The organism is Pleurocapsa sp. PCC 7319 (assembly GCF_000332195.1).
Taxonomy (GTDB): Bacteria; Cyanobacteriota; Cyanobacteriia; order Cyanobacteriales; family Xenococcaceae; genus Waterburya.
Genome location: NZ_KB235922.1, coordinates 4,002,287 through 4,026,223 on the forward strand (window position 1 = coordinate 4,002,287; position 23,937 = coordinate 4,026,223).

General features: G+C 36.9%; 18 protein-coding genes. 7 read left to right on the forward strand and 11 right to left on the reverse strand.

Annotated elements, in window-relative coordinates; translation table 11 throughout:
• Window positions 1–48: 48 nt before the first annotated feature.
• From PLEUR7319_RS0122210 to PLEUR7319_RS0122235, 6 genes are all read right to left on the reverse strand, one after another.
• Window positions 49–1,302 (reverse strand): dipeptidase, encoded by a 1,254-nt coding sequence (locus tag PLEUR7319_RS0122210; protein ID WP_019507438.1) that lies wholly within the window; start codon window positions 1,300–1,302, stop codon window positions 49–51.
• A gap of 314 nt (window positions 1,303–1,616) precedes the next feature.
• Window positions 1,617–3,383, reverse strand: coding sequence for a hypothetical protein (locus PLEUR7319_RS0122215; RefSeq protein WP_019507439.1), 1,767 nt, complete (start codon window positions 3,381–3,383; stop codon window positions 1,617–1,619).
• A gap of 52 nt (window positions 3,384–3,435) precedes the next feature.
• Window positions 3,436–4,920: a hypothetical protein gene (locus PLEUR7319_RS0122220; RefSeq protein WP_019507440.1), complete on the reverse strand. Its 1,485-nt coding sequence runs from the start codon at window positions 4,918–4,920 to the stop codon at window positions 3,436–3,438.
• Window positions 4,921–5,189: 269 nt separating this feature from the next.
• Window positions 5,190–6,143 carry a glycosyltransferase family A protein gene (locus tag PLEUR7319_RS36400; protein ID WP_019507441.1) on the reverse strand — a complete coding sequence of 318 codons (954 nt, stop codon included), beginning with the start codon at window positions 6,141–6,143 and terminating at the stop codon, window positions 5,190–5,192.
• A 182-nt stretch (window positions 6,144–6,325) separates the two neighbouring features.
• Window positions 6,326–7,102 carry a right-handed parallel beta-helix repeat-containing protein gene (locus tag PLEUR7319_RS0122230; RefSeq protein WP_019507442.1) on the reverse strand — a complete coding sequence of 259 codons (777 nt, stop codon included), beginning with the start codon at window positions 7,100–7,102 and terminating at the stop codon, window positions 6,326–6,328.
• Window positions 7,103–7,463: 361 nt separating this feature from the next.
• Window positions 7,464–8,414 (reverse strand): glycosyltransferase, encoded by a 951-nt coding sequence (locus PLEUR7319_RS0122235; RefSeq protein ID WP_019507443.1) that lies wholly within the window; start codon window positions 8,412–8,414, stop codon window positions 7,464–7,466.
• A 250-nt stretch (window positions 8,415–8,664) separates the two neighbouring features.
• Here PLEUR7319_RS0122235 and PLEUR7319_RS36405 point away from each other — a divergent pair, with 250 nt between their 5' ends.
• The 3 genes from PLEUR7319_RS36405 to PLEUR7319_RS0122250 all read left to right on the forward strand — a co-directional run bounded on the left by PLEUR7319_RS36405 (window position 8,665) and on the right by PLEUR7319_RS0122250 (window position 11,801).
• Complete coding sequence (locus PLEUR7319_RS36405; protein ID WP_083892519.1) at window positions 8,665–9,477, forward strand: sulfotransferase; 813 nt, start codon at window positions 8,665–8,667, stop codon at window positions 9,475–9,477.
• A gap of 55 nt (window positions 9,478–9,532) precedes the next feature.
• The gene (locus tag PLEUR7319_RS0122245; RefSeq protein ID WP_019507445.1) at window positions 9,533–10,453 is read left to right on the forward strand and encodes a sulfotransferase domain-containing protein; all 921 of its coding nucleotides are present in this window, start codon (window positions 9,533–9,535) and stop codon (window positions 10,451–10,453) included.
• Window positions 10,454–10,691: 238 nt separating this feature from the next.
• Window positions 10,692–11,801 carry a glycosyltransferase gene (locus tag PLEUR7319_RS0122250; RefSeq protein ID WP_019507446.1) on the forward strand — a complete coding sequence of 370 codons (1,110 nt, stop codon included), beginning with the start codon at window positions 10,692–10,694 and terminating at the stop codon, window positions 11,799–11,801.
• A gap of 95 nt (window positions 11,802–11,896) precedes the next feature.
• On the opposite strand, the gene PLEUR7319_RS0122255 is transcribed toward PLEUR7319_RS0122250, so the two are convergent.
• Window positions 11,897–12,778: a glycosyltransferase family 2 protein gene (locus PLEUR7319_RS0122255; RefSeq protein WP_019507447.1), complete on the reverse strand. Its 882-nt coding sequence runs from the start codon at window positions 12,776–12,778 to the stop codon at window positions 11,897–11,899.
• 11 nt (window positions 12,779–12,789) lie between these two features.
• Window positions 12,790–14,715 carry a response regulator gene (locus PLEUR7319_RS0122260; RefSeq protein ID WP_019507448.1) on the reverse strand — a complete coding sequence of 642 codons (1,926 nt, stop codon included), beginning with the start codon at window positions 14,713–14,715 and terminating at the stop codon, window positions 12,790–12,792.
• 928 nt (window positions 14,716–15,643) lie between these two features.
• Here PLEUR7319_RS0122260 and PLEUR7319_RS0122265 point away from each other — a divergent pair.
• Both PLEUR7319_RS0122265 and PLEUR7319_RS0122275 read left to right on the forward strand, forming a co-directional pair.
• Window positions 15,644–17,002, forward strand: coding sequence for a flippase (locus PLEUR7319_RS0122265; RefSeq protein ID WP_019507449.1), 1,359 nt, complete (start codon window positions 15,644–15,646; stop codon window positions 17,000–17,002).
• A gap of 666 nt (window positions 17,003–17,668) precedes the next feature.
• Window positions 17,669–19,027 (forward strand): flippase, encoded by a 1,359-nt coding sequence (locus PLEUR7319_RS0122275; RefSeq protein ID WP_019507451.1) that lies wholly within the window; start codon window positions 17,669–17,671, stop codon window positions 19,025–19,027.
• Between the two features lie 14 nt (window positions 19,028–19,041).
• Here the strand turns inward: PLEUR7319_RS0122275 and PLEUR7319_RS0122280 are convergent, their stop codons facing one another.
• The 3 genes from PLEUR7319_RS0122280 to PLEUR7319_RS38425 form a co-directional block, all read right to left on the reverse strand.
• Window positions 19,042–19,941: a hypothetical protein gene (locus PLEUR7319_RS0122280; protein WP_019507452.1), complete on the reverse strand. Its 900-nt coding sequence runs from the start codon at window positions 19,939–19,941 to the stop codon at window positions 19,042–19,044.
• 189 nt (window positions 19,942–20,130) lie between these two features.
• Window positions 20,131–20,643 carry a cupin domain-containing protein gene (locus tag PLEUR7319_RS0122285; RefSeq protein WP_019507453.1) on the reverse strand — a complete coding sequence of 171 codons (513 nt, stop codon included), beginning with the start codon at window positions 20,641–20,643 and terminating at the stop codon, window positions 20,131–20,133.
• Window positions 20,644–20,675: 32 nt separating this feature from the next.
• A complete protein-coding gene (locus PLEUR7319_RS38425; RefSeq protein ID WP_019507454.1) occupies window positions 20,676–21,569 on the reverse strand; it encodes an aspartyl/asparaginyl beta-hydroxylase domain-containing protein in 894 nt (297 codons plus the stop codon).
• Window positions 21,570–21,907: 338 nt separating this feature from the next.
• On the opposite strand from PLEUR7319_RS38425, the gene PLEUR7319_RS0122295 reads away from it, so the two are divergent.
• Together PLEUR7319_RS0122295 and PLEUR7319_RS0122300 are read left to right on the forward strand one after the other, a co-directional pair.
• On the forward strand, window positions 21,908–22,753 hold the full coding sequence (locus PLEUR7319_RS0122295) for a sulfotransferase (protein WP_019507455.1): 846 nt from the start codon (window positions 21,908–21,910) through the stop codon (window positions 22,751–22,753).
• Window positions 22,743–23,786 carry a hypothetical protein gene (locus PLEUR7319_RS0122300; protein WP_144054357.1) on the forward strand — a complete coding sequence of 348 codons (1,044 nt, stop codon included), beginning with the start codon at window positions 22,743–22,745 and terminating at the stop codon, window positions 23,784–23,786. The genes PLEUR7319_RS0122295 and PLEUR7319_RS0122300 overlap by 11 nt, the downstream gene beginning before the upstream one ends.
• Window positions 23,787–23,937 lie beyond the last annotated feature (151 nt).

The window sequence follows — 23,937 nt, forward strand, 5'->3', positions numbered from 1 at the left end:
TCAAAGGTAAAATTCCTCAATCTTCATTTTAGGTCTGTAAATTCAACTCTAGTTCTGTTTTTGGGGTTCCTCTGCCACCTTAATAACTTGATTAAAAACGCGCATCAAGTTGCCACCCCAGAGTTTACGGATTTCATCTGCTGTATAACCGCGAGCTAGCAATTCTCTCGTGATGTTTGGCATTTCCGAAACGTCATCGATTCCCACAAGTCCTCCACCACCATCGAAATCAGAGCCGATGCCCACATGGTCGATTCCCATGACTTGAACCATATGATCGAGATGATCGATCGCGTCGGCGAGAGTTGGTCTATTTTTAGGATGTTTTTCGTCAATTTTGTGCATTTTTTCCATGACTTTCTTGTGCTCAGCTTGACTTAGTTCTCCGTGAAGCAAGGCAAAGGTTTCTTCTTTTAATTCCTCTAAAGCCGTCGCTCGTTCCTGAGTTTGTTCCATTTCTTTAATGAAATCATCTAACAGAGCCACCTGAACAACTCCACCGTTTTTGGCGATCGCCTTGAGCATTTCATCACTCATATTATGAGGAACATCGTGAAACATGCGTGCACTAGAATGAGAAGCAATCACGGGAGCTTTCGTCAACTTGATTACATCCCAGAAGGTCTCATCATGTACGTGGGAAATATCAACCATCATCCCCAAACGATTCATTTCCTGTACAACTTTCTCCCCAAATGGACTCAAACCACCCCATTCGGGCTGCTCGTCAGTAGAAGAATCCCCCAGCTGATTGTTTTTTGAGTGAGTTATGGTTATGTATCGAACTCCCAGGTTGAAGAATAATTGTAAGTTGCGAAGGTCTTTAGCAATTGGATAGCCGTTTTCCATGCCAATAAATATGGCGCGTTTCCTAGTTTTTTCCAAGCGATATGCATCTTCGGGAGTTAAGGCAATCTCTGCCAGATCAGGATTGTAGGCGACCATCTTTTTAGTTAATTCAATCTGCTTTAGCGCAACTTCTTTGGCTGTGGCATGTCCTTCGTCTGTCCGTTTTTTTTGTGGTGTAAATATCGACATAAATACAGCATCCAATCCACCTTCTTTCATGCGAATCAAATCCCATTGCCCACTTTCACGTTGACCAGGAGCATGCCTAACGCCCGGATTGAAATCTGGGTTTAAAAACTGTCTCATTGGCCAATCAATATGAGTATCGACTGTTAAAATTTGATCGTGAATTTCAGAGGTTCGTTCTGACAATGATTTTGATAGCGTGCATCCATTTAAAGCCAATAAAATCATTGGCATCAACAAAATATAAATTTTCAAGATATCTTTCATCCAATTCTTCGGTTTACTTCTCTTAGGAATTTATCAGCGGATCAAACAGTTGCTGTCTGGTTTCAAAAACTTTTTATTAATCTCAATATGAGAGCCTTTGCTTAACGTCAGATATTAATACCAATTCACTTTAACTTTGCTAGAAATGAATTCAGCTAAATCAAAAGCCGTACTTGTCTGATGTATAGCGCTCATTTAGTGAATTGGTATAAATATATTTACAGGAATTTTTCAAAATTTCTTGAACTATATAGTCATTCCAAATAAAAACCAAATGACGTGGGTTTTCACCTTCTATAAAAATTTTCTTTGACCTATTTTAATCTTGTCACTGAATATGCTGGTAATACAATTTCTGAAAATGCATTACCACTCTCGCGTTTTACAACTTCACTGCCTGTGATTAAAGTTTGTGGATTTGACGAAAATTGTTGATAGCTTACTGAAGCTGAAAACAGTTGCTCTAAATTGATATTGATATTTTGATTAGATAAATTAACGATTATTCCTTGTGAGTTTGTGCGATTACCCGCCGGGCTTGCACTCGAATGGGTGTACGCTCCGCGATTGGCTCCGCCACCGCTATAGCGATTGGGCTCCGCCCACCGCCGGAGGCGATTGGACTTCGTCCAGGCTTCGTGATTGGGCTCCGCCCACCGCCAGAGGCGATTGGACTTCGTCCAGGCTTCGCGATTGGCTCCGCCACCGCTATAGCGATTGGGCTCCGCCCACCGCCAGAGGCGATCGCGAAACACCCAGCCATACAAAGCAGGATATTTAAAGTTTTTCTTGCCAACTAGAGTAGGGACAGGAGAAAAATCAATTTTCTGCGCTTCTGTCATGCCTGAAGTTGCTTCTCCCAGTAAACTTAGAGTTGAGCCAGTAGCAGAAAGACTCATTGGTTCAACTCTAAAATCTTCATCACTAGGATTGAGAAAGCTTTTTTTATTGGCAAAGATCGCCGCAAATCGAGAGTTACCAATTAAGACATGGTTGCAAGCGATCGCCACGCGGGAATCTTCAAGAAATAATAAACTCTGTGTCAGAGCATAAAGTCCATGAGTCCAACTCCCCATAACTCTTTGTTGTTTTTCCTGATTTTTGTTGCCAAATATATTTTCAAATAAATTGTATTCTGTAATCCATATTTGCTTATTGTCGGGAATTAACTTTAACTGGTCATTATTTTGCAGTTTTCGCCAGCTTCTGAAAGGTTGCCCCAAAATTAGCGGTACTTCTTCGGCAGTAAAAAAGGGATAAGTGGAATTAGAGTCTATTGGAGATTTTAAACCATGTCCGTTATAGATATGAAGTGTAACTGCATCTGCCTCATAGATAGCTGAGTTGAAAAGACTTTTTTGCCAATTTTGTTCGCGGAGTGAATCTTTTGGTTTAGGTATTACTCCCACCAGGGAAATTTCTGCTGCTGGAAACTCTTTTTTAATAGCAGTTGTCCATTGACTAGCAGTTTCCGCATAATCTGCCGCAGTCGGAAAAACTTGCTTGTAGTTAGGTACATCAAAATAAAATTCGTTACCTAGCTCTATGTATTTGACTGACATTCCCAAATCTCTGGCTGTTCGCAACATATCTAATTGCGAATCCAAAGTAGAAGTAGCTAAATTTAAAACAAAAATGGGAGTAGTATTAGTTGCTTTTATTCCCACTTGGATATTTTCTAATTTACTAGCATCGTACTTAAGATCTTTACTTCTAAAATTAATCGGATAACCAGCCATTGCTTCCCAAACGTTGGGAATTAATCCGCCTTTTTGCCAATCCCAATAATTGGATTCTGTTCCTCCTGGAATTCTTAATAATTTTGGATATACTTGCTTAGTTGCTTGTTGAAAATCTGGGTTTTCCCAGGATTTTACAAGTAAGGAGTTGACATTAAAACAAGCATAGTTTTCTGATAGAGGACGAGAAAATGATGAAAGAGAAGCATTTACACTTGATGGCTGTGCGGACACCGATTGTTTTCCAGGATTTTTTAGTCTATTACAACCACTAGTTAATAATAAACTAGTTAAGGCAAAGCAATTTAACCAATAAATAGAGCTAGAAAAGGTTTTCAACATCTGAAATAAGATATACGTTCTCAGCAGTAGTCATGCACAATCGAAACCAACTTTAATTTTCAGAAAAGTTATTAAATTTATTCACGACTCTTGAGGATTCCTGGTAATAATCAGTATAAATATTCACCACGGTGCCAGCTAAAAGCCATAAATAAAAAGAAAAGCATTTAATCTCAAAGATGCGTTCGACAAAACCATAGAAAATAGCAATAATAGTTAAAGTGCAAAATGCTATTCCCAGGTTTCGACTCTGACTTTCTAAACAATAATCAATTAACCATCGAGAAGTTTTATATAGACGTTGCAGTATATATCCCAAGAGAGCAATTCCCGGAATTCCGTAATAAATTAACATGGAGCTCCAATAAACATCTTCAAACCAAAATTCTCTTTCTAAAATTAAACTTTTCTGTCTAGGAACTAACTCTGCTAAATTTTGAATTGCTTCATGGGGTGCGGGACTTAAACCAAACCAATTTCCCGTACCAATAATTCCTTTGAAGGCGGTTTTGATAATCCATTGTCTTGTTCCCCGTTCCCAGTATTCAGCTGAAAAAAGTTGTTCAAAGTAAGCTATGGGATTCAAATCTGCTCCCTTTCTAATTGACCAACTATCTATTGAGCTATCCACATTGAGGAAGAATAAAGAGCAAAATAGTAGAATAAAAAAACCAAATGAATAAAACCAGATGATTTTGCTTACCAAGAGTTTTTTACGAAACAAAAATAAGATGATTACGGGAATCATCAAACCAAACAAAAGTGCAATTCGCTTATAGGTAGCAAAAAACGCAAAATACATGATCAAAAAGTTCAATAGACTGATTGATAAAAATGAATTAGTAGTATTTTTTAGAGCTAAAACTACCAACACAATAAAACAAACGAGTAAAAATGCCGAAGTATTAGCAGTATTAGCAAAAGTACCATTGACGGCACCACTTTTTAAAATTCCAGCACCAACTTCAGAACCTTTTTTAATTGCGACTCCTCCTGCTTCCAAATTAATAGTTTGAGGAACAAATAAATTATTAAAACCTGCTGGAGCAAAGTATTGAATTGTAACTAAATAACCTTGGATTAATCCCAAAATTAAAATTGTTTTTAATAGCAGATTTATTTTTTTTCTAGATATTTTGAGGTCTACAACAATATAATAGACAGCAAAATACCGAATCAAAGTTCTTAAATTATCAAGTCCTGCAAAAATTGATGTTTGATTAACAACCAGTAAAGCTAATGCCCATAGTACAAAGCAAATAAAAGCCAATTCAATTGAAGATTTTATCAAGCGATCGCCTGAAACTAATCGCTTATAGAAAACTCTAATCCACAAGAAATAAAGTATAAACTCATGTAAAAATCGTATAAATAGAATAAAAATTGATGGACCAGGTGTCCATCTCAGGATAACCTCTTCAAAAGGAAGATAAATAGCGATCGCCCAAACAATCCAAAAAGTTCTTTCTCCTCTAAGTTTAGCTATTTGATACCAGTCAATTATTCTCCAAAATATTTCACTTGGTTTGGTACTCATCTAACAATAAATAATATGGTCTAAAGTATTTTTTTATGTAAGTAGAATTTATTTATTCTGAAAGTTCACTAGCTGAAAAACACGAATATACTAGTCAATTTCTGGGTGATTATTTCTTTTTAACAAAAGCTTTAAGCTCTAAGCTCTAAGCTAGAGGATTTAAGTCCCCTCTTCTACCTTGAAGAGGTGAAGAGATTAGAGTAATTAGTAGTTAAATCTACTAATTAATTAGCTGATAGCCGATGGCTTATAGCTTACCGCGAAGCGGTTTAAGACTTCTTTTTTTTATACAATTTAGCTTTTTTCCAAGGACGACTATGATAAATTGTCATTAAAAAGATAGCTAATCTGGACAATAAAGTGACGGATTGATGATAATCATCAATAAATTTCTTAGCTTCTGGTTTTTCAACTTCATTAAACAAATAATAGCTAGAACCCCTGGCAAATAAGCGATTAGTGAATTTAACTAACTTTGGGAATTTGGACCGTAGCAGATATGCTGCGACTATTTGATTGCGAGCTTTTCGCCGTCTAAATTTTTGTCCTTGTTTGAGAGTACCATCATTAGTACTGTGTATTCCCTGAATAGTTAATTCTCGATTAAGAAAAAAACCTGGACTTAGATAGAGAGAACTATAAGTTAAGTATCGATCTGCAGCTTGTTTGAGAATCTCTGGCATGGGTAAGATTTGTTGTAAGAGACTGCGTCGAAAACACAGAGCAGATGTTGACGGTGGATAAAATGACAGTCCACCTTTTTGAAGTTGTGTCCGATAATCGCAGAGAGTTGAGAAATCTTCTTCTAATTCGGGAAAGGCACGGGTGATACCGAGAAATTCTTCTGTCTTAGTATTAACTAATTTGAGAGGATGAAAACACCACCCAATTTCTGAATAAGAATTAAAAATTTTAATAACTTGAGCTACTTTTTCTGGGAGAAAGCGATCGTCAGCATCTAAACAACAAATAATTTCTCCTTGAGAAGCTGAAAAACCGGCATTAAAGGTAGAAGCATGATCTCCATTTTGCTTTAATATGGGAACTATTTTGTCGCCATAGTTATGGATAATTTCTTGAGAATTATCGGTGGAACCATCATCGACGACAATAACTTCCAGAGGGGAGTAAGTTTGATTTAAGGCACTTTCAATTGCTTTAGGTAGAAAGCGATCGTAATTGTAGTTATTGATCAGGATACTAACTAGTGGTTGCTTTACCATCAACTTCACAACAAATTTTCTACAGTTTTTAATTTAGTGGGACGCTACTAAACAGTTGACCGAAGTATGAGCTTCGGAGGCAGGAGGTAAATGATAGATAGCTAAAAATTTTTCTAAGCCACTCGATCTATTCAGTATTACATCATCTTCCAAGATGAAAAAGAAAGGATTAAGGTGCAATTCTATAGACAAATACTATCGATTGTCTCTGGATCGGCTATAGGCACACCATCATCCAAGTTGCCGGAAATGAGGTTGTGATTGATAATATTTTCCGAACTACCGTCGTTAACTGAAACACCATCCTCATTGGCGATCACTTGAGTACCAGTCACATCTGTACCGATATAATTGTTGGTAATTTGATTGAGGTTCGTACCCGAACCACTAAGTTCTATTCCATCACCATCATTACCAAGGATGAGATTTCCCTCACTACCAAGACTGAGAGCATCAGAAGCATTACTCGAAAGGTTGGCACCACTTGTCCCACCAATTAGATTATTGTCGGCTCCGTTTATGAGGCTGATACCATTTCCCTGATTACCAAGATCGATAATCCCAGTTGAATCTGTGCCAATATAGTTACCACTAATTTGATTAGAATCTGAACCATCCAGGATAATTCCATCGCCACTGAAGCTATGAATTGCTAGTCCTTGAATTATACTTCCACTGCCATCTGCTGTAATGGTTAAGCCATCAACATTATCTCCAGTATTTTCTCCATTCAGCTTAATGATTAGCGTACCAGCATAGCCCGATTGAGTGGTTCCATCGATGATGACTGAATCAGTAATATCGGGCAGCGGTGAAAGAGCTTGAATTGTATGAGGTTCCGATCCAGGAATATCGAAAATAATTTCATCCAGACCTGAAGATTGATTGGCTCCAATGATGGCATCGCGAAATGAACCTGCACCCGAGTCTTCGATGTTAGATACGGTAAATGTAGTCATGATGAACTTTACTTCTGAACACTTTATGAGGTCTTCTGAAGAGTCTAATTTTATACATTCAAACTTCCTGCTAAATTCACAGCATTCAATTAGGCGATTTTACGTCGCCTTCTGTGTCTCCCCAAATTAGGGAACTTTTAATTCTTCTTCCCCCGAATTTGGTGAGCTGGGGGACACAAATCAAATCAAAGCCTGTATAAAGTAACTTTTCAGATATCCTCTAAGCTCGATCTTAAAACTTTAGTTGTTAATAACTCGATAAATTATTTACTTATTTAGTAAAATTTTTAGCAACAATTAAGTAAATAAATCTACTTATTCAGTAGAACAAATGCTAGTTGAAAATAACAATTATTATTATCTATTTGAGAACAAGATTAATTGAATTATTAGCTTTTGTTGAAAGACTATAGTAGATAGTTCTCAGAATAATCTCAATTTTTTCTAGTACAGATAGATTAGAAAAATAATTTTTGATTGCTTCTCGATATCCCTGATACGGAACACCGAAGCGAATATAAACCACTTTATATTTCCAGTAAGCACTCAAACCTCTAGCGAACATTCGATTGCATATTTTCGCTAATTGGGGAAATTTAGTTCTTAAAAAATAAGCAGTTACGAGATTTTTAGTTTCTAATTGTGGTCTATCATTGCGACCAGTAGAATTATTGTCTCTATGCACTCGCATAGTAGTTAATGCTGGTTCTAGCATAAAACCAGGACTGAGAACGGGAGCAGCTATCATCGGGTAGCCATCTGCACCATTAACAAATACTTCCGGTATGGGCAGAATTTGGTTTAGAAGACTGCGTCGAAAGCATAAACCTGAAGAAGGAGGAATATAAAGGGAAGTTCCTTGTTTAACTACGTCGCGAAAGTCACATTTGCCAACACCGCTTTGGCGAGTTAACCCAATTTGATTATTGGTTTGGTCGTCAACTAATTTTACGGTATTAAAACACCAGCCAATCTCTGGGTCTGCTTGAAACTCTTGGACTACAAGAGCGACTTTTTCCGGATGAAAAAAATCGTCAGAGTCGAGAAAACAGATAATTTCTCCGGTAGTTTTGGCAATCCCAGCATTATAGGCTGAGGCTTGTCCGCCATTTTCCTTAAGTAAGGAAATAATCTTATCTCCATAACTAGCTATGATTTCTCGCGAATTATCGGTAGAACCGTCATCAACCACAATAATTTCTATGGGTGAATATGATTGGTTTATGGCACTATCGATTGCTTTAGCAATAAAAGAACCGTAATTATAGTTATTGATGACAATACTGACTAAGGGGTTATGGTTATTATTCACTGGTTAAATAAAGTTTGAGTTAGAAGAATCAAGAACAACTTTTTACTTGCTACTTGTTACTTGTTACTTTCTCGAACAGTTACATTAAAAACTACAGCTTTCAACAGCGTGGTTGGATATGCTGAACTAAATTCAGCATCCCCCACGCTCAAACTAGATGCGGTTTAGCTATCTTTTCTTTGACCTTTAAATTTTATAATCAACCAGGTTACAAAGTAGAGACGAACAAAATCTCAGTCTCCAGATAAGGATGATTTTGTCTAATAACAATAGTTCGAGAATCAGAATACACATTGTAGGCTGCGGGCCGCGCACGGGCACAACCCTGATGGCGGAAATGGCGATCGCCTGCTGGAAAATCGATCTCTATACAGAACATGAAGATAGTATTTATACTCGTCCCTCTCGCCCAGGGGAAATCTTTTTAACTAAACGTCCTCGCGATATTCTGGTTGTAGATCCTATACTGCGTATGCTACCCAACCTTTATGTAATCTATATGCTGCGCGATCCTCGGGATACAATCACCAGTAAACATCGCAAAGATCCTAAGCGATATTGGGCAAGTCTGCGCTATTGGAAGGCATACACTCCTTATGGGTGCAAATTGCAACATCATCCGCGATTTATGACAGTTCGCTATGAAGATTTAGTCCAAAAACCCGATAATGTTCAAGCATATTTGATGCAGCAAATGCCTTTTTTACAAAAACGAGCTTCCTTTAGTCGTTATCATGAGTTTGCTCAACCCTCAAAACGTTCCCTAGATGCGCTACGTGGTATACGTCCTGTCGCTTCTAATAGCGTTGGTAAATGGCGCAACCATCTTCCACGAGTAGCAGGACAACTTCAGCTCCATGGAGAAAAAGCGATCGCTCAAGATCTGATCGAATATGGATACGAATCAGACGACTCTTGGCTAAATGAGCTGCAAAATGTATCTCCCGATTTAAGTGAGAGTCATTGGCCTGAATATTTTACTACTTCAGAGCTTAGACAACGCATGAGGGGTAAATATAGCAGAGCTTTGGCAGCATATGTGCGTAATTTGCACAGCAGATAAGTAATTTAACCCGATAACCCGATTTAAGAAGTTTTTAGTATTTAGTTTTGATTGAATGAAATTACCTAATTTAGTAATCGCTGGAGTTGTAAAAGCAGGAACGACTTCGTTATATAGTTACTTATCCCTTCATCCCGAAATTTGTTGTTCCACTGTCAAAGAAACTTGCTATTTCTCTTACTATCGATACGGTCAGTGGGATCCTTGGTATAGTGACAACGACGATCCATTTAAGCAGTATCAGAATTACTTTGTTCACTGTGAGAATCAAAAGTATGTAATGGAAGCTAGTCCTGGTTATTTTGAGGGTAAAAAAACAGTTGCTCAAACCATCAAAAATACTCTAGGAGACCAGGTAAAAATTATTATTATTCTGAGAGAACCAGTTTCACGACTAATTTCTTTTTTTAAGTATAAAAAGAGTAGATTAGAACTAGATAAAAAACTAAGTTTAACTAAATATTTAGAACAATGTATTGCTTTATCACCTGAAGAAAGAATAAAAAAAGAAAATGATACTTATTGGGGTATTGAAGGTGGATTTTATACTAATTACTTAGAAGATTGGTTGAATATTTTTGGCAAATCTATTTATATTACTTTTTTTGACGAACTGCAATATAATCCTAAGCTATTGCTGACTAATATTTGTAATTGGTTAGAAATAGATGATATTGTGTTTAAATCACAACAATTAACAGTAGAAAATAAAAGCTTAAATTACAAAAACAAATATTTACAAGAGCTGGCTCTATTGATTAACCATAAAGCGGAAAAATTCTGGCGAGCTAATCCAGGAATCAAAAAGGGTTTGAGAAATATTTACTATAACTTGAATAATATGCCGTATCAAGAAGAAATTAGCGAACAAACTCTAAACTATTTGCAATCTCTTTATCAACCTTATAATCAAAAATTGGCAACACAGCTAGCAGCCAGAAATATTACTAACCTTCCTCAATGGTTACTGTTTTAGAAGCATGATTTAAGTATGATTTTCTTGATTAGTCTTGAGATGAATTAGCTTGTTTAAGATTAAACGATTTTTATACTAAGTCCCCTTGGCAAATTTAGTTTGCAGATTTTAAGTTTCTCTAAAAAGTTTTATTAATTAATACCCATTACCCATTACCCATTACTCATTACTCATTACTCATTACTCATTACTTAATTTTTTAATTCACTTAAAACGTATATAAAAACGTATATTACTCATGTACATTGCTCTCATCGCTCATTATCTCGGTCCTCGTTTGGGAATTGGACAGTATCTAGAGCGATTGTTACCGCCCTTAGTTGATGAACTAACTGACCTGGGGGCTAAGGTAATAATCTTCGCCTCTCCTAACGCTGTAGAACAGACACCTGCTCTACAGAAATTAAAATCTCTAGCTAGAATTCTTCCTCCCTTAGATTACTCTCCAGTCAGAAGGTATGCTTGGGTAGCTACTAATCTGGCTAACTATTGTCGTCGTGAAAAGATACAGACGGTAGTTTGGCTTTCCAATCCGATTGTATTGCCTTGGCATCCATCTACTATCGCCGTAATTCACGATGTCAATGAATGGAAAGTAGCCAATAAGTATGGCAGTCGCCTCAAAACTTGGCTGCGCTCAAAAATTTATCTTGATGCTTCACTGCACTACGCACGAAAAATAATTCTCAGCAGTGAGGTGGCTAAAAAAGATTTATGTCATTTTCGTCCCACTCCTCAATTAAAGTTCAAGCTAAAAGCGATCGCCAATGGTAATGACTCCCAACTAATCGATCTAGCTCCTGTTGCAATACCTGCCCCTACTAGGCCGTTCCTCTTATCCGTCGGCAGAATCGATCCAACTGCCAAACGTTTACCAGAAGCAGTAGCTTTAGTCTCAGCTTTGAGAGAAATGACTAATCAACCCTGGGAATTGCATTTGATAGGAGGAATGAACACCAGTACTCAAGCAAGCGGAGAAGCTTTTTTGAAATCGATTGAAAATAAGCATTGGGTTCATTATCTGGGTTATGTAGATGATCGAGCTTTAGCTCAATGGTATCGTCAAGCAACTGCCGTAGTTTTTCTTTCAGAAAATGAGGGCTTTGGTTTACCTGTCGCCGAAGCTGCTGCTTTTGGTCGTTGGGTTGTCGTAAGTCAAACTAATCAAGCAAGCGGAAAAGCTGGAGGGAGTGCAATTATTCCTGTAGATGCTTTTAATCCTCACGAGGGAGCAACAAAACTCTTAAAACAACTTCAAAATAGCCCATCTCCTCCCGATGAAGCAAGAGGTCAACAATGGCAAACTACAGCTAAAGAGTATGCAGCAGAAATTTGCCGTCATTATTGATTACTGATTACTGATTACTGATTACTAATTACTGATTACCTAAAAGCTTAGAGCTAACCTCACCCTTAAACCGCCTTAAACAAAACTGACGTTAACTACTGATCGCGATAGGTTTGGGCGAAAAACCCTAGGTAATGCATGGCTAAACTGACGAAGATAACTTGGGTTGTCTGCAAGGTATTTTTAAGCCTACCTTCTTGAGATAATTGATTTAGTTTGCGTCTGGTAGTACGAAATGGCGGTTTTAAGTGGGATAGAGTTGTGAGTAAATAGACTAGTAGTGGTTGAGTTGCTCTAGCTTGTTCGTAGCCTACTCCCCTAACACGAGAGATTTTGCGATACATTTGTCCCAGTGTATATCTGGCAGGATGAGCGACACAAGCTTCATCTGCATAAACTGAATCATATCCTTGAGCAAAAACTCTTTGACCCCATTCTTTATCTCCTCCAGATTTGAGTTGGGAATTAAATAAACCTACTCGTTCGAACACGGATTTATAGGTAAATATATTCGCGGTCGCGCCATATTTATGCTCTTTGATATATTGTGGTTGATTGAAAAAAGTAACGCTATCGTAAAGTTCAACTGCTGTAGGGCGATCGCGATTTTTAAAAAAAATCTCAATTTTCCCCGCCACTAGCCCGCAATTAGCAGTACTCAAAAGCTTTTTGACCCCTGTTTCGAGCCAGTCTTCTTTGGGGATACAATCAGCATCAGTAAAAGCGAGTATTTCCCCTTTAGCCAGAGTAATACCGTGGTTGCGAGCAGCATAAGAACTAAGGTTGTTGCAGTAAGCAAATTTAGCTTGAGAGAAATTTTGGATTAAACCTTCGAGACTTTCATCACTCCCATTATCGACAACAATCACTTCATAATAATCTTGAGTATAAGTTTGCGCTTCTAAAGCTGCCAAACATATTTTTAGACGCTCTGCATCGTTAAACACGGGAATAATTACCGAAACAAATTGATCCATGATGGCTCTATTTAATATTTATCTGTCTTAGAGTTCAGAGAACGATGCTTTCTTGAAGATGAGTTGACTTGAGCTCGATCAATCCTATGAACAGGAGGGTTTTTACTTAAATTTGGAGTTGACAACGAAGCAGGTTGTCGCTCAAACCAAAGTAAAATCAAGCCAGTAGTAACCAGAAAAGAACCTGCCATACCACCCAACAACAGCAAACGAAGATTGGGACTCGTTGGTTGATTTTCTTTGGGCAGGCTTGGTTCTTTAATCAACTGAAGAGGGGGATAAAGGGAATAGACATGTTCTTTACCCAAATCTAATTCTGCTAAAGTCGTGGCAAATACTGCCTCTGCTACTTGTAGATCTCGCTGAAAGCGATCCATTTTTAGCTTGTTTTGAGCTATATTTCGTTGACGGCTTTCTAGTCGTCCCATCTGATTTTCTAACTCTTGGATTTGAGCTTCTAATTTTTGCTCTTCGGCCGCATTGGAAATTAAATCTTTGAATACTTCTTGCCTAACTGTTTTAACTTTCGGATCGAGAGTAAGGTAAATAATTCTTTCTAGTTCTTGTTTACTTACCGATCGATTCAATAAAAAAGCTGCTCGTTCCTGTAAAGATGTAGTTGTCTCTTCTAACTCTGATTGTTTTTCGATGACTGCTGGATTTACTGCCGTAAACCGAGACAATAAATTATTTAATTCTCCTCTCCCTTGAGCATAAAGCTCTAACTGTTGTTGGAAAACATCATCATCCAGCAATTTATAAGCAGCCGTCGCTTCTGTCGAAGACAAATTCAACTCTTCTCCCAATTGTTGAGAGAGATTATTTAATCCCTTTTCTTGAGCTGTTAACTCTGCTCTTTGACGATATAAATCTTCCAAATTGTTGGTTATCTGTTTAATCTGTTCCTCCGAACTCAAGGAAGAGGAAACTTGGTATGACGAAAGTTTTTCCTGAGCTGAATCCAGTCTCTGACGTGCTTTTTCTAGGGTTTTTTGAGTATGCTGTTCTTGGCGTTCTACTTCAGCTTGCCTCAACTTATCAATTTTTTCAGTCAGAACATGATTAAAAGCATAGGCTTTTTGTTGCGCTTTTATAGGAGTATCCCCTTCAATCATCAAGGTAATGATGCTACCTTCCTCGTCAGTAATAATTTCTGGTTTGCCAAAGTCTTTTGCAGACAGACCCGCTTCTATGGCGGCTCGCTCTAAGATAGATGAATCAGCAGCAATATAAGCATAATCTACCCTAATGTCTTCACCACTCTGTTCAGATTTAGAATTAGATGATGCCCTTCCAATGCTAGGTAAGCTCAGTTCCACTCCTGTTCCTCTACCCAGTACTTTGAGTCCCCATTCGCTTGTGTATTGAGGTGGAGCAATTTTCCAATAAACCACTACTACCAACCAAACTAAAAAGTTTAGTAAAACTCCCAGTAGATAATAGGGTGTTCTAGAAGCAGGTTTTTGAGTAGAAAATAAATCAGGACGTTGCTGCCCATTAAAATTGTCTCTACTAATTACCGGGTTATACTCTGTTGGTAACTTCTGCACCATCCCTGAGCCTACCTGTAAACGCCCCCTATGAACAGAGCGGATAAATTTAATTAGTTCTGGAGCAGGAGTAGTTTTGAGGATATATCCTTTCGCACCCGCTTGCAGAGCTAGGTTAAAGATTTGATCGTCATCATGAGTACTTAAGATTAAAACCTTTACTTCAGGATAACGTTCAGAAATAATTTTGGTAGCGGAAATCCCATCTACTCCTGGCATTTCCACATCCATCAAGACCACATCAGGTCTAAACTTATCTACTTTGTCGATCGCTACTTGACCATCAGCTGCGATCGCCACAATTCTTAAATCTGATTCTTGCTCTAAATAATTTTTTAAAAGTTGTAGAATTGTCTGTTGGTCTTCGACTATAAGAAGATTAATCATATGGTCACGTTTAGTTAAGGACGAACTTAAAATCTGAGAATATCAAATATTTCATAGTTATAAATAGCCCCAGTAAAAATAACTTCGTCACTAGCTGTTGGCTCACTTCTTGATAATCAGGAATTATTTGTGGTCAATCAATAGCGTCTTTAAATTATTAATTTCATCTCTTATATACACTTAGGTAAAAGCACAACAATCTCAAGAATAGAATTTTTAGATTCTGGTATAACAGCTACCAAAACATATTTACCTCGGATAGAGTTGATAAAATCTCAATTAGCTTCCTCAACTTCAGTAACTCTTTATAGTTTTCAAGAGAAGGATTCTGATTTTGCTAAGAAATACATAATTGGTCAGTTACTTTCTAAATTTGAATATAAACGGTAATTAAACTACTACTAAAAATAGTTCAGTGACGCTTCTTTAAAAACAACTATATTTTTTGCCAAATTTGATTTAATTTTGTCTAATTATTGGGATATACAAACTATTCAGCCAAAGGTCTAAATTCACCATGTGCTGCTGTAAAATATCTTATAAATAGACATTGGCAATTGAAAATTCACGAAATTCAATAGAAGTTATTAGAGAGTTAAACCCAATAAAAATTCTTGAGCCAAGTAACTTTGAATGACAAAGATAATTCGATTGGTTACTAGTTAATAGTACTGAAAAAAAAGTAACAAACTCGATAAAAATTTGCTTAATTACAGTGTTTATACTGAAATAGGCTGTCTACGGCACTCGATTCAACATAGAGATTATTTGAGGTTGATTGTGTAGAGCTAAACATTATATACCTAATCAAAACTCAGACTGAGCTTTCAAGATCAGGGGCGATCGCCCTCGTTAGTCAGAAATTCATCAGGTTCTTATTAACGGCTTATAACTATAAATTTGACAATAATTAGAGACTATCAACATTATGAATAAAGGAGTTCAGTATCTCCAAGACTTATGGCAAACCTTCTTAATTAAAAATAACGATAGCAGCCTCAAACAACGTTTAATCAGAGGTGTAGCTGGTACTTTTGGTCTGAAACTTGCGGCTACTGGATTAAATTTTCTTACTGGTATACTCCTAGCTCGCTTGTTAGGAGCATCAGGTTTTGGTGTTTATACTTACGCTTTTGCCTGGACTCAATTGTTGATCTTGGCGGGAACTTTAGGACTGGATAAATTAATCGTCCGTGAAGTAGCCATCTATCAAACCAAGTCAGAATGGAGTTTGGTACGTGGTCTATTGCAGTGGGCTAATCAAATTGTCCTCATTGTTTCTGTGGTATTGGCTCTAGGAGCCATAGGTGTAGCTTGGGGCTTAAATATGGAGGCTAATTCTGAACAGTTTTGGGCTTTTTGTGTGGCGATGCTGTTAATCCCGATCGCTGTTCTGAGAAATCTGCGACTATCAGCGATGAGAGGACTACATCAGATCGTGATCGGACTTATGCCAGAATTGATCCTCGCTCCTCTATTGCTGCTCGTTTTGACTGGATTTACCTATCTATTCCTAGGAGATAGTTTGAACGCTTTCTGGGTGGTACTAATGAGAGTGGTCGCGGCTCTTATTACTCTGGCGATCGGCGTGAAATTGCTAGACCTAGCTTTGCCCAATGCTGCCAAGGAAGCCACTCCTAAATATCAGATCAAGACTTGGCTAAGTAGTGCCTTACCCTTCATGTTCTTGGGTAGTCTATACATAATTAAATCTCGGACTGATATTCTGATGCTGGGAGCAATCCAAGGTGCTGAAGCAGCGGGAATTTATTTTGCTGTCAGTCGAGGAGCCCATCTAATTAACTTCATTTTGGGTTCTGTGAATACTGTTTTAGGACCCAATATTGCCAATCTTTATGCTGAAGGCAAGACGAAGCAACTACAACGGGTTATGACTAAAAGTGCTCGTGTTGTATTGTTGATTGCTTTACCAATAACTGCCACTATGATCGGACTAGGCCATTGGTATTTATCGCTGTTTGGGAAAGATTTTTCTCAAGGACAACAGGCTTTGACCATTCTATGCGTGGGACAATTAGCACATGCCTCAGCCGGTTCAGTCGGTTTATTACTCAATATGACTGGAAATGAACGTTTTACGTTTATTTCTAACGTGGCAGGAACAGGACTCAATGTTATTTTGAACGTTTTATTAATTCCTCGATGGGGAATTGAAGGTGCAGCATTAGCCACGACCAGCACCACGATTTTGGTCAATATTATTAATACACTCTGGGTACGTCAAAAACTTGGTATTGATTGCACTGCTTTGGGAAAAGTAATCTAAAGCGATCTATTCTCAGGATTAATCACTGCTCGTTATTAGAGTCACTTTTTTGTGACATTTAGCCAGTATAATAAACCACTATTTTAATGTGAATAACATTAACCTATAAATCATCAAAATCATTCAAAAAATTACTCATAAACTGGCTAAATAATATGTTGAAATCTCAATATAAGAAAGCGAAAATAAAAGCAGCGCAAATCAACAGTCACTTTCAATATTATTTTTATGAATTATTTAAGCATGAAGACTTTTTTCAATCAGTAGAAAAATATTGTATGTTTGTTGGCTACCCAAGAAGTGGTCACACCCTGGTTGGTTATCGATCAAGTCAAAAGTCAAATAGATCAATATGAATTTTTGCAAGGTTATTCTTATGAAGACCCTGACTAATTGCTCTATTGCCAATTTGACAAACCTAAATGACTTTGAGCTATTGTTGTCAATACTTCTTATGGTTCAAATATGCTCGAACTTTGAGCGATCGCCACAATTCTCAAATCTAACTCTTGCTCTAACTAGATTCTGTTGGTGTAGGTTACCTAAGTGAACGAAGTAATAAGTATTAAATACCTTTCAGTCTCCCAGTCAGCCTAAATAAATAACCTCTGTCAATCGGATTTAGTATAACTATAAATTTGATAATAATTAAAGACCATAAACATTATGAATAAAGGAGTTCAGTATCTCCAAGACTTATGGCAAACCTTCTTAGCTAAAAATAACGATACCAGCCTCAAACAACGTTTAATTAGAGGTGCAGCGGGTACTTTTAGTCTGAGACTTGTAGCTACTGGATTAAATTTTCTTACTGGTATACTCCTTGCTCGCTTGTTAGGAGTATCAGGTTTTGGTGTTTACACTTACGCCTTTACCTGGACTCAATTACTGACCATCGGGGCAACCCTAGGGCTAGATAAATTAATCGTCCGTGAAGTAGCTATCTATAAAACGAAATCAGCCTGGGGTTTGATGCGGGGTCTAATCCATTGGACTAACTGGGTAGCATTAGCGATGTCTGTCGCCTTAGTTTTGGGAGCAATAGGTGTAGCCTGGAGCTTAAATATGCCAGCTAACTCCGAACAGTTTATAGTTTTCTGTGTGGCTATGCTTCTAATTCCCATCGAGACTCTAAGAAATATAAGATTAGGAGCGATGAGAGGACTACATAAAATTGTGATGGGGCTAGTACCAGAGTGGATTATCGCTCCCCTATTGTTACTAGTCTTAACCGGATCTGCTTATCTATTGCTAGACGGAAGTTTAACTCCTACCTTGGTAGCATTAATTAAAGTATTTGCTGCGACTGTTACTCTGGTAATCGGCGTAAAATTGCTTCATCAAATTTTGCCCTCTGCAGCTAAAGAAACTCCCCCCGAATACCAAGCAAAGCAATGGTTGTACAGCGCCTTACCCTTCATGTTTATAGGAAGTATGTTCATGATTAAATCACGATCTGATATTTTGATGTTAGGAGCATTGCAGAGTGCTGAAGCAGTAGGGATTTATTTTGCTGTTAGTCGAGGAGCCCAACTGCTCGACTTCATTCCCAATGCTGCCAACGCAGTTCTCGAACCCAACATTGCTAGTCTTTATACCGAAGGAAAGATCGAACAGATACAAAGAATTATGATCAAAAGTTCTCGTACGGTATTTTTGACTTCCTTACCAATAATTATTGGTCTGATTGGATTTGGCTACTGGTATTTATCATTGTTTGGCAAGGAGTTTACCCAAGGAAATACAGCTCTAATCATTCTTTGTGTGGGACAACTAACAAATATAACCGCCGGTTCAGTTGGTTTGTTGCTAAACATGACTGGAAATGAGCGTTACACTCTGATTAGCCGTGGTGGTAGTACCATTTTGAATGTAGTTTTAAACGCTTTATTGATTCCCAGATGGGGACTCGAAGGAGCAGCTATAGCTACGGCTAGCAGTACGATTTTATTAAATCTTGAAAATACAATTTGGGCACGCAAAAAGCTGGGCATTCATTGCACTGCCTTCGGAAAATTGATCTAATTTGAACTACTCTTTTAAAGATTACCACTGCGATAACTATTAGCACTAAATACTATCTTTAGTATCAAACGATTCTTCTTACTGGGAGAAATTCCCTTATGAAAACAGTAAGGATCTTCTACAAATCCTAAACCAGCTTTTCCACATATGACCTCTAGATTATCAGTACCATAGTAGTCAACGATATTTTTATCAGAGCGTCCAGTAAAAAAAGAGAATTGATGAGTAAGTTTTTTATTTTGATGACTTCCACGAACGCAGACATGAGGACCACTAGATAAATCCACATTGGTTAGATAAAAAAAGAATTGTAGGCAACGATAGTCAAGAAGATCATAATGAAAAAATACCTGAGCAAAATTCAAGCGGTCAGTTAAAGATGCTTCAGTCGCATAACTCCACCAAAGTTTAGTAGATAAATGTACAGGTTTGGTATTTAAGTATTGAGTAGCTATCTCTAATAATTTAGGATCTCCTTGAAGTTGTCTTATAGCTTCACAATCCTTATGCGCATCGAGATAATCACCAATGATAAAGGTTTGCTCGTATTTCTTCTCTGCTATTTCTTTTTCCGTATGAAGAAAAGGAAGTAGGCGGTCTCTATTGCCATAACAATGTGCAGTGTTAACGTAATTATGAATTTGTTTAATCAGCTTACTGGGCAAATTGATTCCTACATAAAGACCATCTTTTTTCAAAAGGTCACTAATTTCATCTTCCTTAATGTTGTTTAAACAGGAAGTTTCTGACAATTTTTTGGGATTTTCATGAGGTTGATCTAGAAAAAGTGTCGATAAATTACGAATGGATTTAAATCGACTTAGTAAAAACATGAAAAGCCATCTATAATCTGCAAGAGCCCACTTATAGTATCTTTTCCATTTGACCTCAATTCTTTTCAAATAATTGGGCATTCTTGAGAAATCAAAGTTTATTGGATATTTATAACTTTGATATTGTACTCTAGATGCTATGAATTTCTTGAATCAAAGTTTTTGTTTTGTGTCAAGCAAGTCTATATAAAAAATACTAATGAGTTTTCAATGCAATACAAAGAGAAAATTGTTACTCTGTGATGAAAAGTTTTCCCCAGCTTATTCTATTTACTCATAAAAGAGTCCTTCAATGGGAACTTTCTCTTCGTAATTGTTCTCATGTGACCTGCCCACAAAAGGTTTGCCATCAATGCCAATACGACGAGCGCGAACTTTTCTTTTTTCTGCTGATATTCTCAGCATTACCAGTGCCTCATCTCCGCAACTAGAAAAATAGTGGTAAAAACCTTCAGGAATTAAGATACCTTGATTTTTAGTCAGTTCAGTAACTTCTCCATTTATGCCATAAAACTTTGCTTTCCCTGCCATGACAACAAATGTATGATCTTGACCAGGGTGAGTGTGGAGAACGTTTTCTCCTCCTTGGGCGTAACATTTAATCCTGATACTCATCGCCTCAGTACGAGCCAAGGTATAATCACTTCTTCCTTTACTCAAAAGTTGGGTTTTGACTTGGAAAATTTGTGGTTCCACATCACTGGCTACACGCTTTCCCTTCAGTAAATTAGAAAACTTGTTCTTCCAAGATAAGATAAAGTTATTTAAAGTGTTAAAGTTCATCAAATCAATCAATCTATATTATTTGCTTAAAGTTAATTACTTTTGGCGCTAGTTGCACCAACTGTTTGCTTCTGCTGCTCTCTTGGCTGACGTGAAGTTCCTTGCTTTTCGGCTGCTTTTCGTGTTGGTTTTTGCCAGATTCGATGGAGATTAGTTAAAAAATCCCTTTCCTTTTCAGTTAAGTCAGGATGCCAACAATCGACAATCAATACAACCCGTCTTTTGTCACCATTGTGTTTTACTTCATGTTCAAAGGAATCGTCTAGAATTAAACATTCTCCGCGCCGCCAGGTACGCCATTTATCTCCCGCTCTAATTTTTGCCCCTTCGGCTTCTTCTATAGTTAGATGATAGCGATGTTTAAGGTTAGACGGACCACAATGACTGCTTATATGTGTGCCTGGATAAACAATAGAGAAATAAACTCCCCCTTCAACACCTTGTAAAAGTGGACATTTTTGAACTAATGACCAAGTTTGAGGACAACGGGAGATATTTTCAGGGACTGTCTTGGATGAGCGTCTCAGGGGAAATGTATTCCAAATGCCCTGATCGACTAAAGCTTTAGAAGGAGTTGGTACTTCTGGAGGAGCACAGCGAGAAAATTCTCTGGCGATCGCCGCCAAATTATCTTCTAAGAACTTGGAGATTCGATCTGGTTCACCAAACGGAATAGCCCGAAGATGAGTAGCGTAAAATGCATAAGGGCGTTGCTTATCTTCGAGAAATCGAGATTCAGCGTTACGCACCATTTTAAGCCAGACTAGAGGGTCAGAAAAAAGACATAAGGGAAAATTCCCTGCATAGGAGCGGAGAATCGGATGAAGTTCGATATCTCTACTAACCTCAAATAAATATTGAATAAGCTGATAAAAGCTAACTACACGAGCTTTTTTATTTCTGAGTTTTGTTACAAATGTCTTCATAAGTTGACTAGATCATATTTATTAATCAACTGCAATTAGTTAGCAGATTGCCAACTTGGTTATTAGTTTATAGTAGGTGTCAATTCTTTACAAATTAGACGAAAATAACAAAAAAATCCAAATCAGTGATAACTAGCAATTTTTAATCGATTTTGATTAATTATACTTTTATTTTTGTTTTAAATATCTTTAAAAAAATACCTGAATTCTATCACTCAGATAAAAGTCACTTTTTCGTTACTTTTATCTAGTAAGATCATTTTATAACTCAGTGTTAATAGCCTTTAAATATTAAAAAAATTTGATCTATAAAACTACTATTGGAGCGATCACCTAGAATGCTAAAATCTCAGTATAAGCAAGCTAAAAATAGAGTTACACAAATTAGTGATCTCTGCCAATATTATTTTTATGACTTATTCAAAAGTGAAGATTTATTTAAATCTATAGAAAAGTATTGTATGTTTGTTGGCTATACTAGGAGCGGACATAGTTTAGTTGGTTCACTGCTAGATGCCCATCCCAATATAATTATTGGACACGAACTGAATGCTCTTCAGCTTTTTGAAAAGAGTGTTAATTATCAGAAAATTTACTATTTATTGCTTCAAAATTCGCAGCGAAAAGCAACCCAGGGACGACAAGAAACCGGTTATTCTTATCAAGTTCCTCATCAATGGCAAGGAAAGTTTCAAACCTTAAAAGTTATTGGTGATAAAAGAGGAAGTGCAACTAACTTTATTATTCGTACTAATCCTAAAATTTTAGATGTCTTACCAAATAGACTTAATGTTCCTATTAAATTTATCCATGTAGTCAGAAATCCCTTTGACAATATTACAACCATGATTACTCGTAAAAAAGCTAATTTGGAATATGGGATAAATTCGTACTTTACTAAGTGTAAAACTGTTGCTTACCTAAAAACACAAATAGATACAAAAGATATTTTAGATGTTCGGCACGAATCATTAATTGATAATCCACAAGCTATTTTAAGTCAAGTTTGTAAATTTTTGGAAGTTGAGACCAGTCAAAAATATCTAGATGACTGTGCCAGTATTGTTTTTAAATCACCTAAGAAAACTCGATTTACTTATCAGTGGGACGATAAATCAATTGAGTTGGTCAAAAATCAAATAGAGCAATATGAATTTTTGCAAGGATATTCTTATGATGATTAAATTTTCTCCATTTTCGTTTTTATCCAGTATTGCCAAAACTGATTCAACAGATATTGATAATCCTCTAAACAGAATCAAGATGTATCTTCAGAAACAGATACCTGTTTCTCTACTCAACTTACACAGAACATATACTTATAATCTATCTGTTGGCTTAAATCAACAGCCATTAAGTATTGCCCAAAAACTAGCTGAAACAACCAAAAAAATATTTGACAAGAGAAAAAAAATATTATTTTATCCAGATTTTCCTTACCGCAAAGCTACTATTTATCAAATTTGTCTGTTCTTAGGGTATGACATTACTGATAATCCAGAAGAAAAGTTTGATTTAGCAATTAAATGGCAAAGATATCAAACTTTCTTTGAAGAAGAACCGATTTTATCTCATTTATCAGAACAGAATTGTAAGGTTATCAATCTTCACTGTAAAGATGTTAGTAAATCACTAACCAACCAATTATTTGATGAAGCTTTTAATTATAATATTACTGTAAATCCACTGACGTATACAGGAAAATGTGTAGTCAAATCTAATTTAAATGCTCAACACGATGGCAAAATAATTTCTTGTCCGATTGAGCAAACAGAGCCAGGAGTTGTCTATCAAAAACTTGTTGATAACGAGATCGAAGAGGGAAAAGTTCTAGATTATCGAGTTCCTATATTTAATCAAGAAATTCCTTGTGTCTATATATATATCAAACACAACCAAACAGAAACACAACGATTTTTTGGTTATCCTAGCTTAATCTCAGTTCAGGTAGCCGAAACCAAAGAAATATTTAACGACGATGAAATCAGCAAAATTTTATCATTCTGCCAAAAATTAGGGTTAGACTACGGTGAATTAGATATCTTGAAAGATCAAACAGATCAACGAATATACGTTGTTGATGCTAACAATACTCCTTCATCGAGATTATTATTTGAACCGCTAATTCTACCATCTGATCAATGTATTCTTGCTCCTCAAGACCGTCAGTTTGCTCTGAAAAAAATGGCTCAGGCTTTTCAAAAAGAGTTTTTTTAAGATCAAAAATTAGACTATGGCGTTTCTTGTATTAATTAGATACACCTTGGTAGAGTTGGGGAACAGGGAACAGGGAACAGGGAACAGAGGTTATAAGGTTTTTGACTAAGTTTATATTTGTACCTCACTAATTTTAGAAAGGCTATATAAG

Coding starts and splice junctions, on each gene's coding strand:
- PLEUR7319_RS0122210 (WP_019507438.1), bottom strand. CDS start 1,302: ATGAAAGATATCTTGAAAATTTATATTTTGTTGATGCCAATGATTTTA.
- PLEUR7319_RS0122215 (WP_019507439.1), bottom strand. CDS start 3,383: ATGTTGAAAACCTTTTCTAGCTCTATTTATTGGTTAAATTGCTTTGCC.
- PLEUR7319_RS0122220 (WP_019507440.1), bottom strand. CDS start 4,920: ATGAGTACCAAACCAAGTGAAATATTTTGGAGAATAATTGACTGGTAT.
- PLEUR7319_RS36400 (WP_019507441.1), bottom strand. CDS start 6,143: ATGGTAAAGCAACCACTAGTTAGTATCCTGATCAATAACTACAATTAC.
- PLEUR7319_RS0122230 (WP_019507442.1), bottom strand. CDS start 7,102: ATGACTACATTTACCGTATCTAACATCGAAGACTCGGGTGCAGGTTCA.
- PLEUR7319_RS36405 (WP_083892519.1), top strand. CDS start 8,665: ATGATTTTGTCTAATAACAATAGTTCGAGAATCAGAATACACATTGTA.
- PLEUR7319_RS0122245 (WP_019507445.1), top strand. CDS start 9,533: ATGAAATTACCTAATTTAGTAATCGCTGGAGTTGTAAAAGCAGGAACG.
- PLEUR7319_RS0122250 (WP_019507446.1), top strand. CDS start 10,692: ATGTACATTGCTCTCATCGCTCATTATCTCGGTCCTCGTTTGGGAATT.
- PLEUR7319_RS0122255 (WP_019507447.1), bottom strand. CDS start 12,778: ATGGATCAATTTGTTTCGGTAATTATTCCCGTGTTTAACGATGCAGAG.
- PLEUR7319_RS0122260 (WP_019507448.1), bottom strand. CDS start 14,715: ATGATTAATCTTCTTATAGTCGAAGACCAACAGACAATTCTACAACTT.
- PLEUR7319_RS0122265 (WP_019507449.1), top strand. CDS start 15,644: ATGAATAAAGGAGTTCAGTATCTCCAAGACTTATGGCAAACCTTCTTA.
- PLEUR7319_RS0122275 (WP_019507451.1), top strand. CDS start 17,669: ATGAATAAAGGAGTTCAGTATCTCCAAGACTTATGGCAAACCTTCTTA.
- PLEUR7319_RS0122280 (WP_019507452.1), bottom strand. CDS start 19,941: ATGCCCAATTATTTGAAAAGAATTGAGGTCAAATGGAAAAGATACTAT.
- PLEUR7319_RS0122285 (WP_019507453.1), bottom strand. CDS start 20,643: ATGAACTTTAACACTTTAAATAACTTTATCTTATCTTGGAAGAACAAG.
- PLEUR7319_RS38425 (WP_019507454.1), bottom strand. CDS start 21,569: ATGAAGACATTTGTAACAAAACTCAGAAATAAAAAAGCTCGTGTAGTT.
- PLEUR7319_RS0122295 (WP_019507455.1), top strand. CDS start 21,908: ATGCTAAAATCTCAGTATAAGCAAGCTAAAAATAGAGTTACACAAATT.
- PLEUR7319_RS0122300 (WP_144054357.1), top strand. CDS start 22,743: ATGATGATTAAATTTTCTCCATTTTCGTTTTTATCCAGTATTGCCAAA.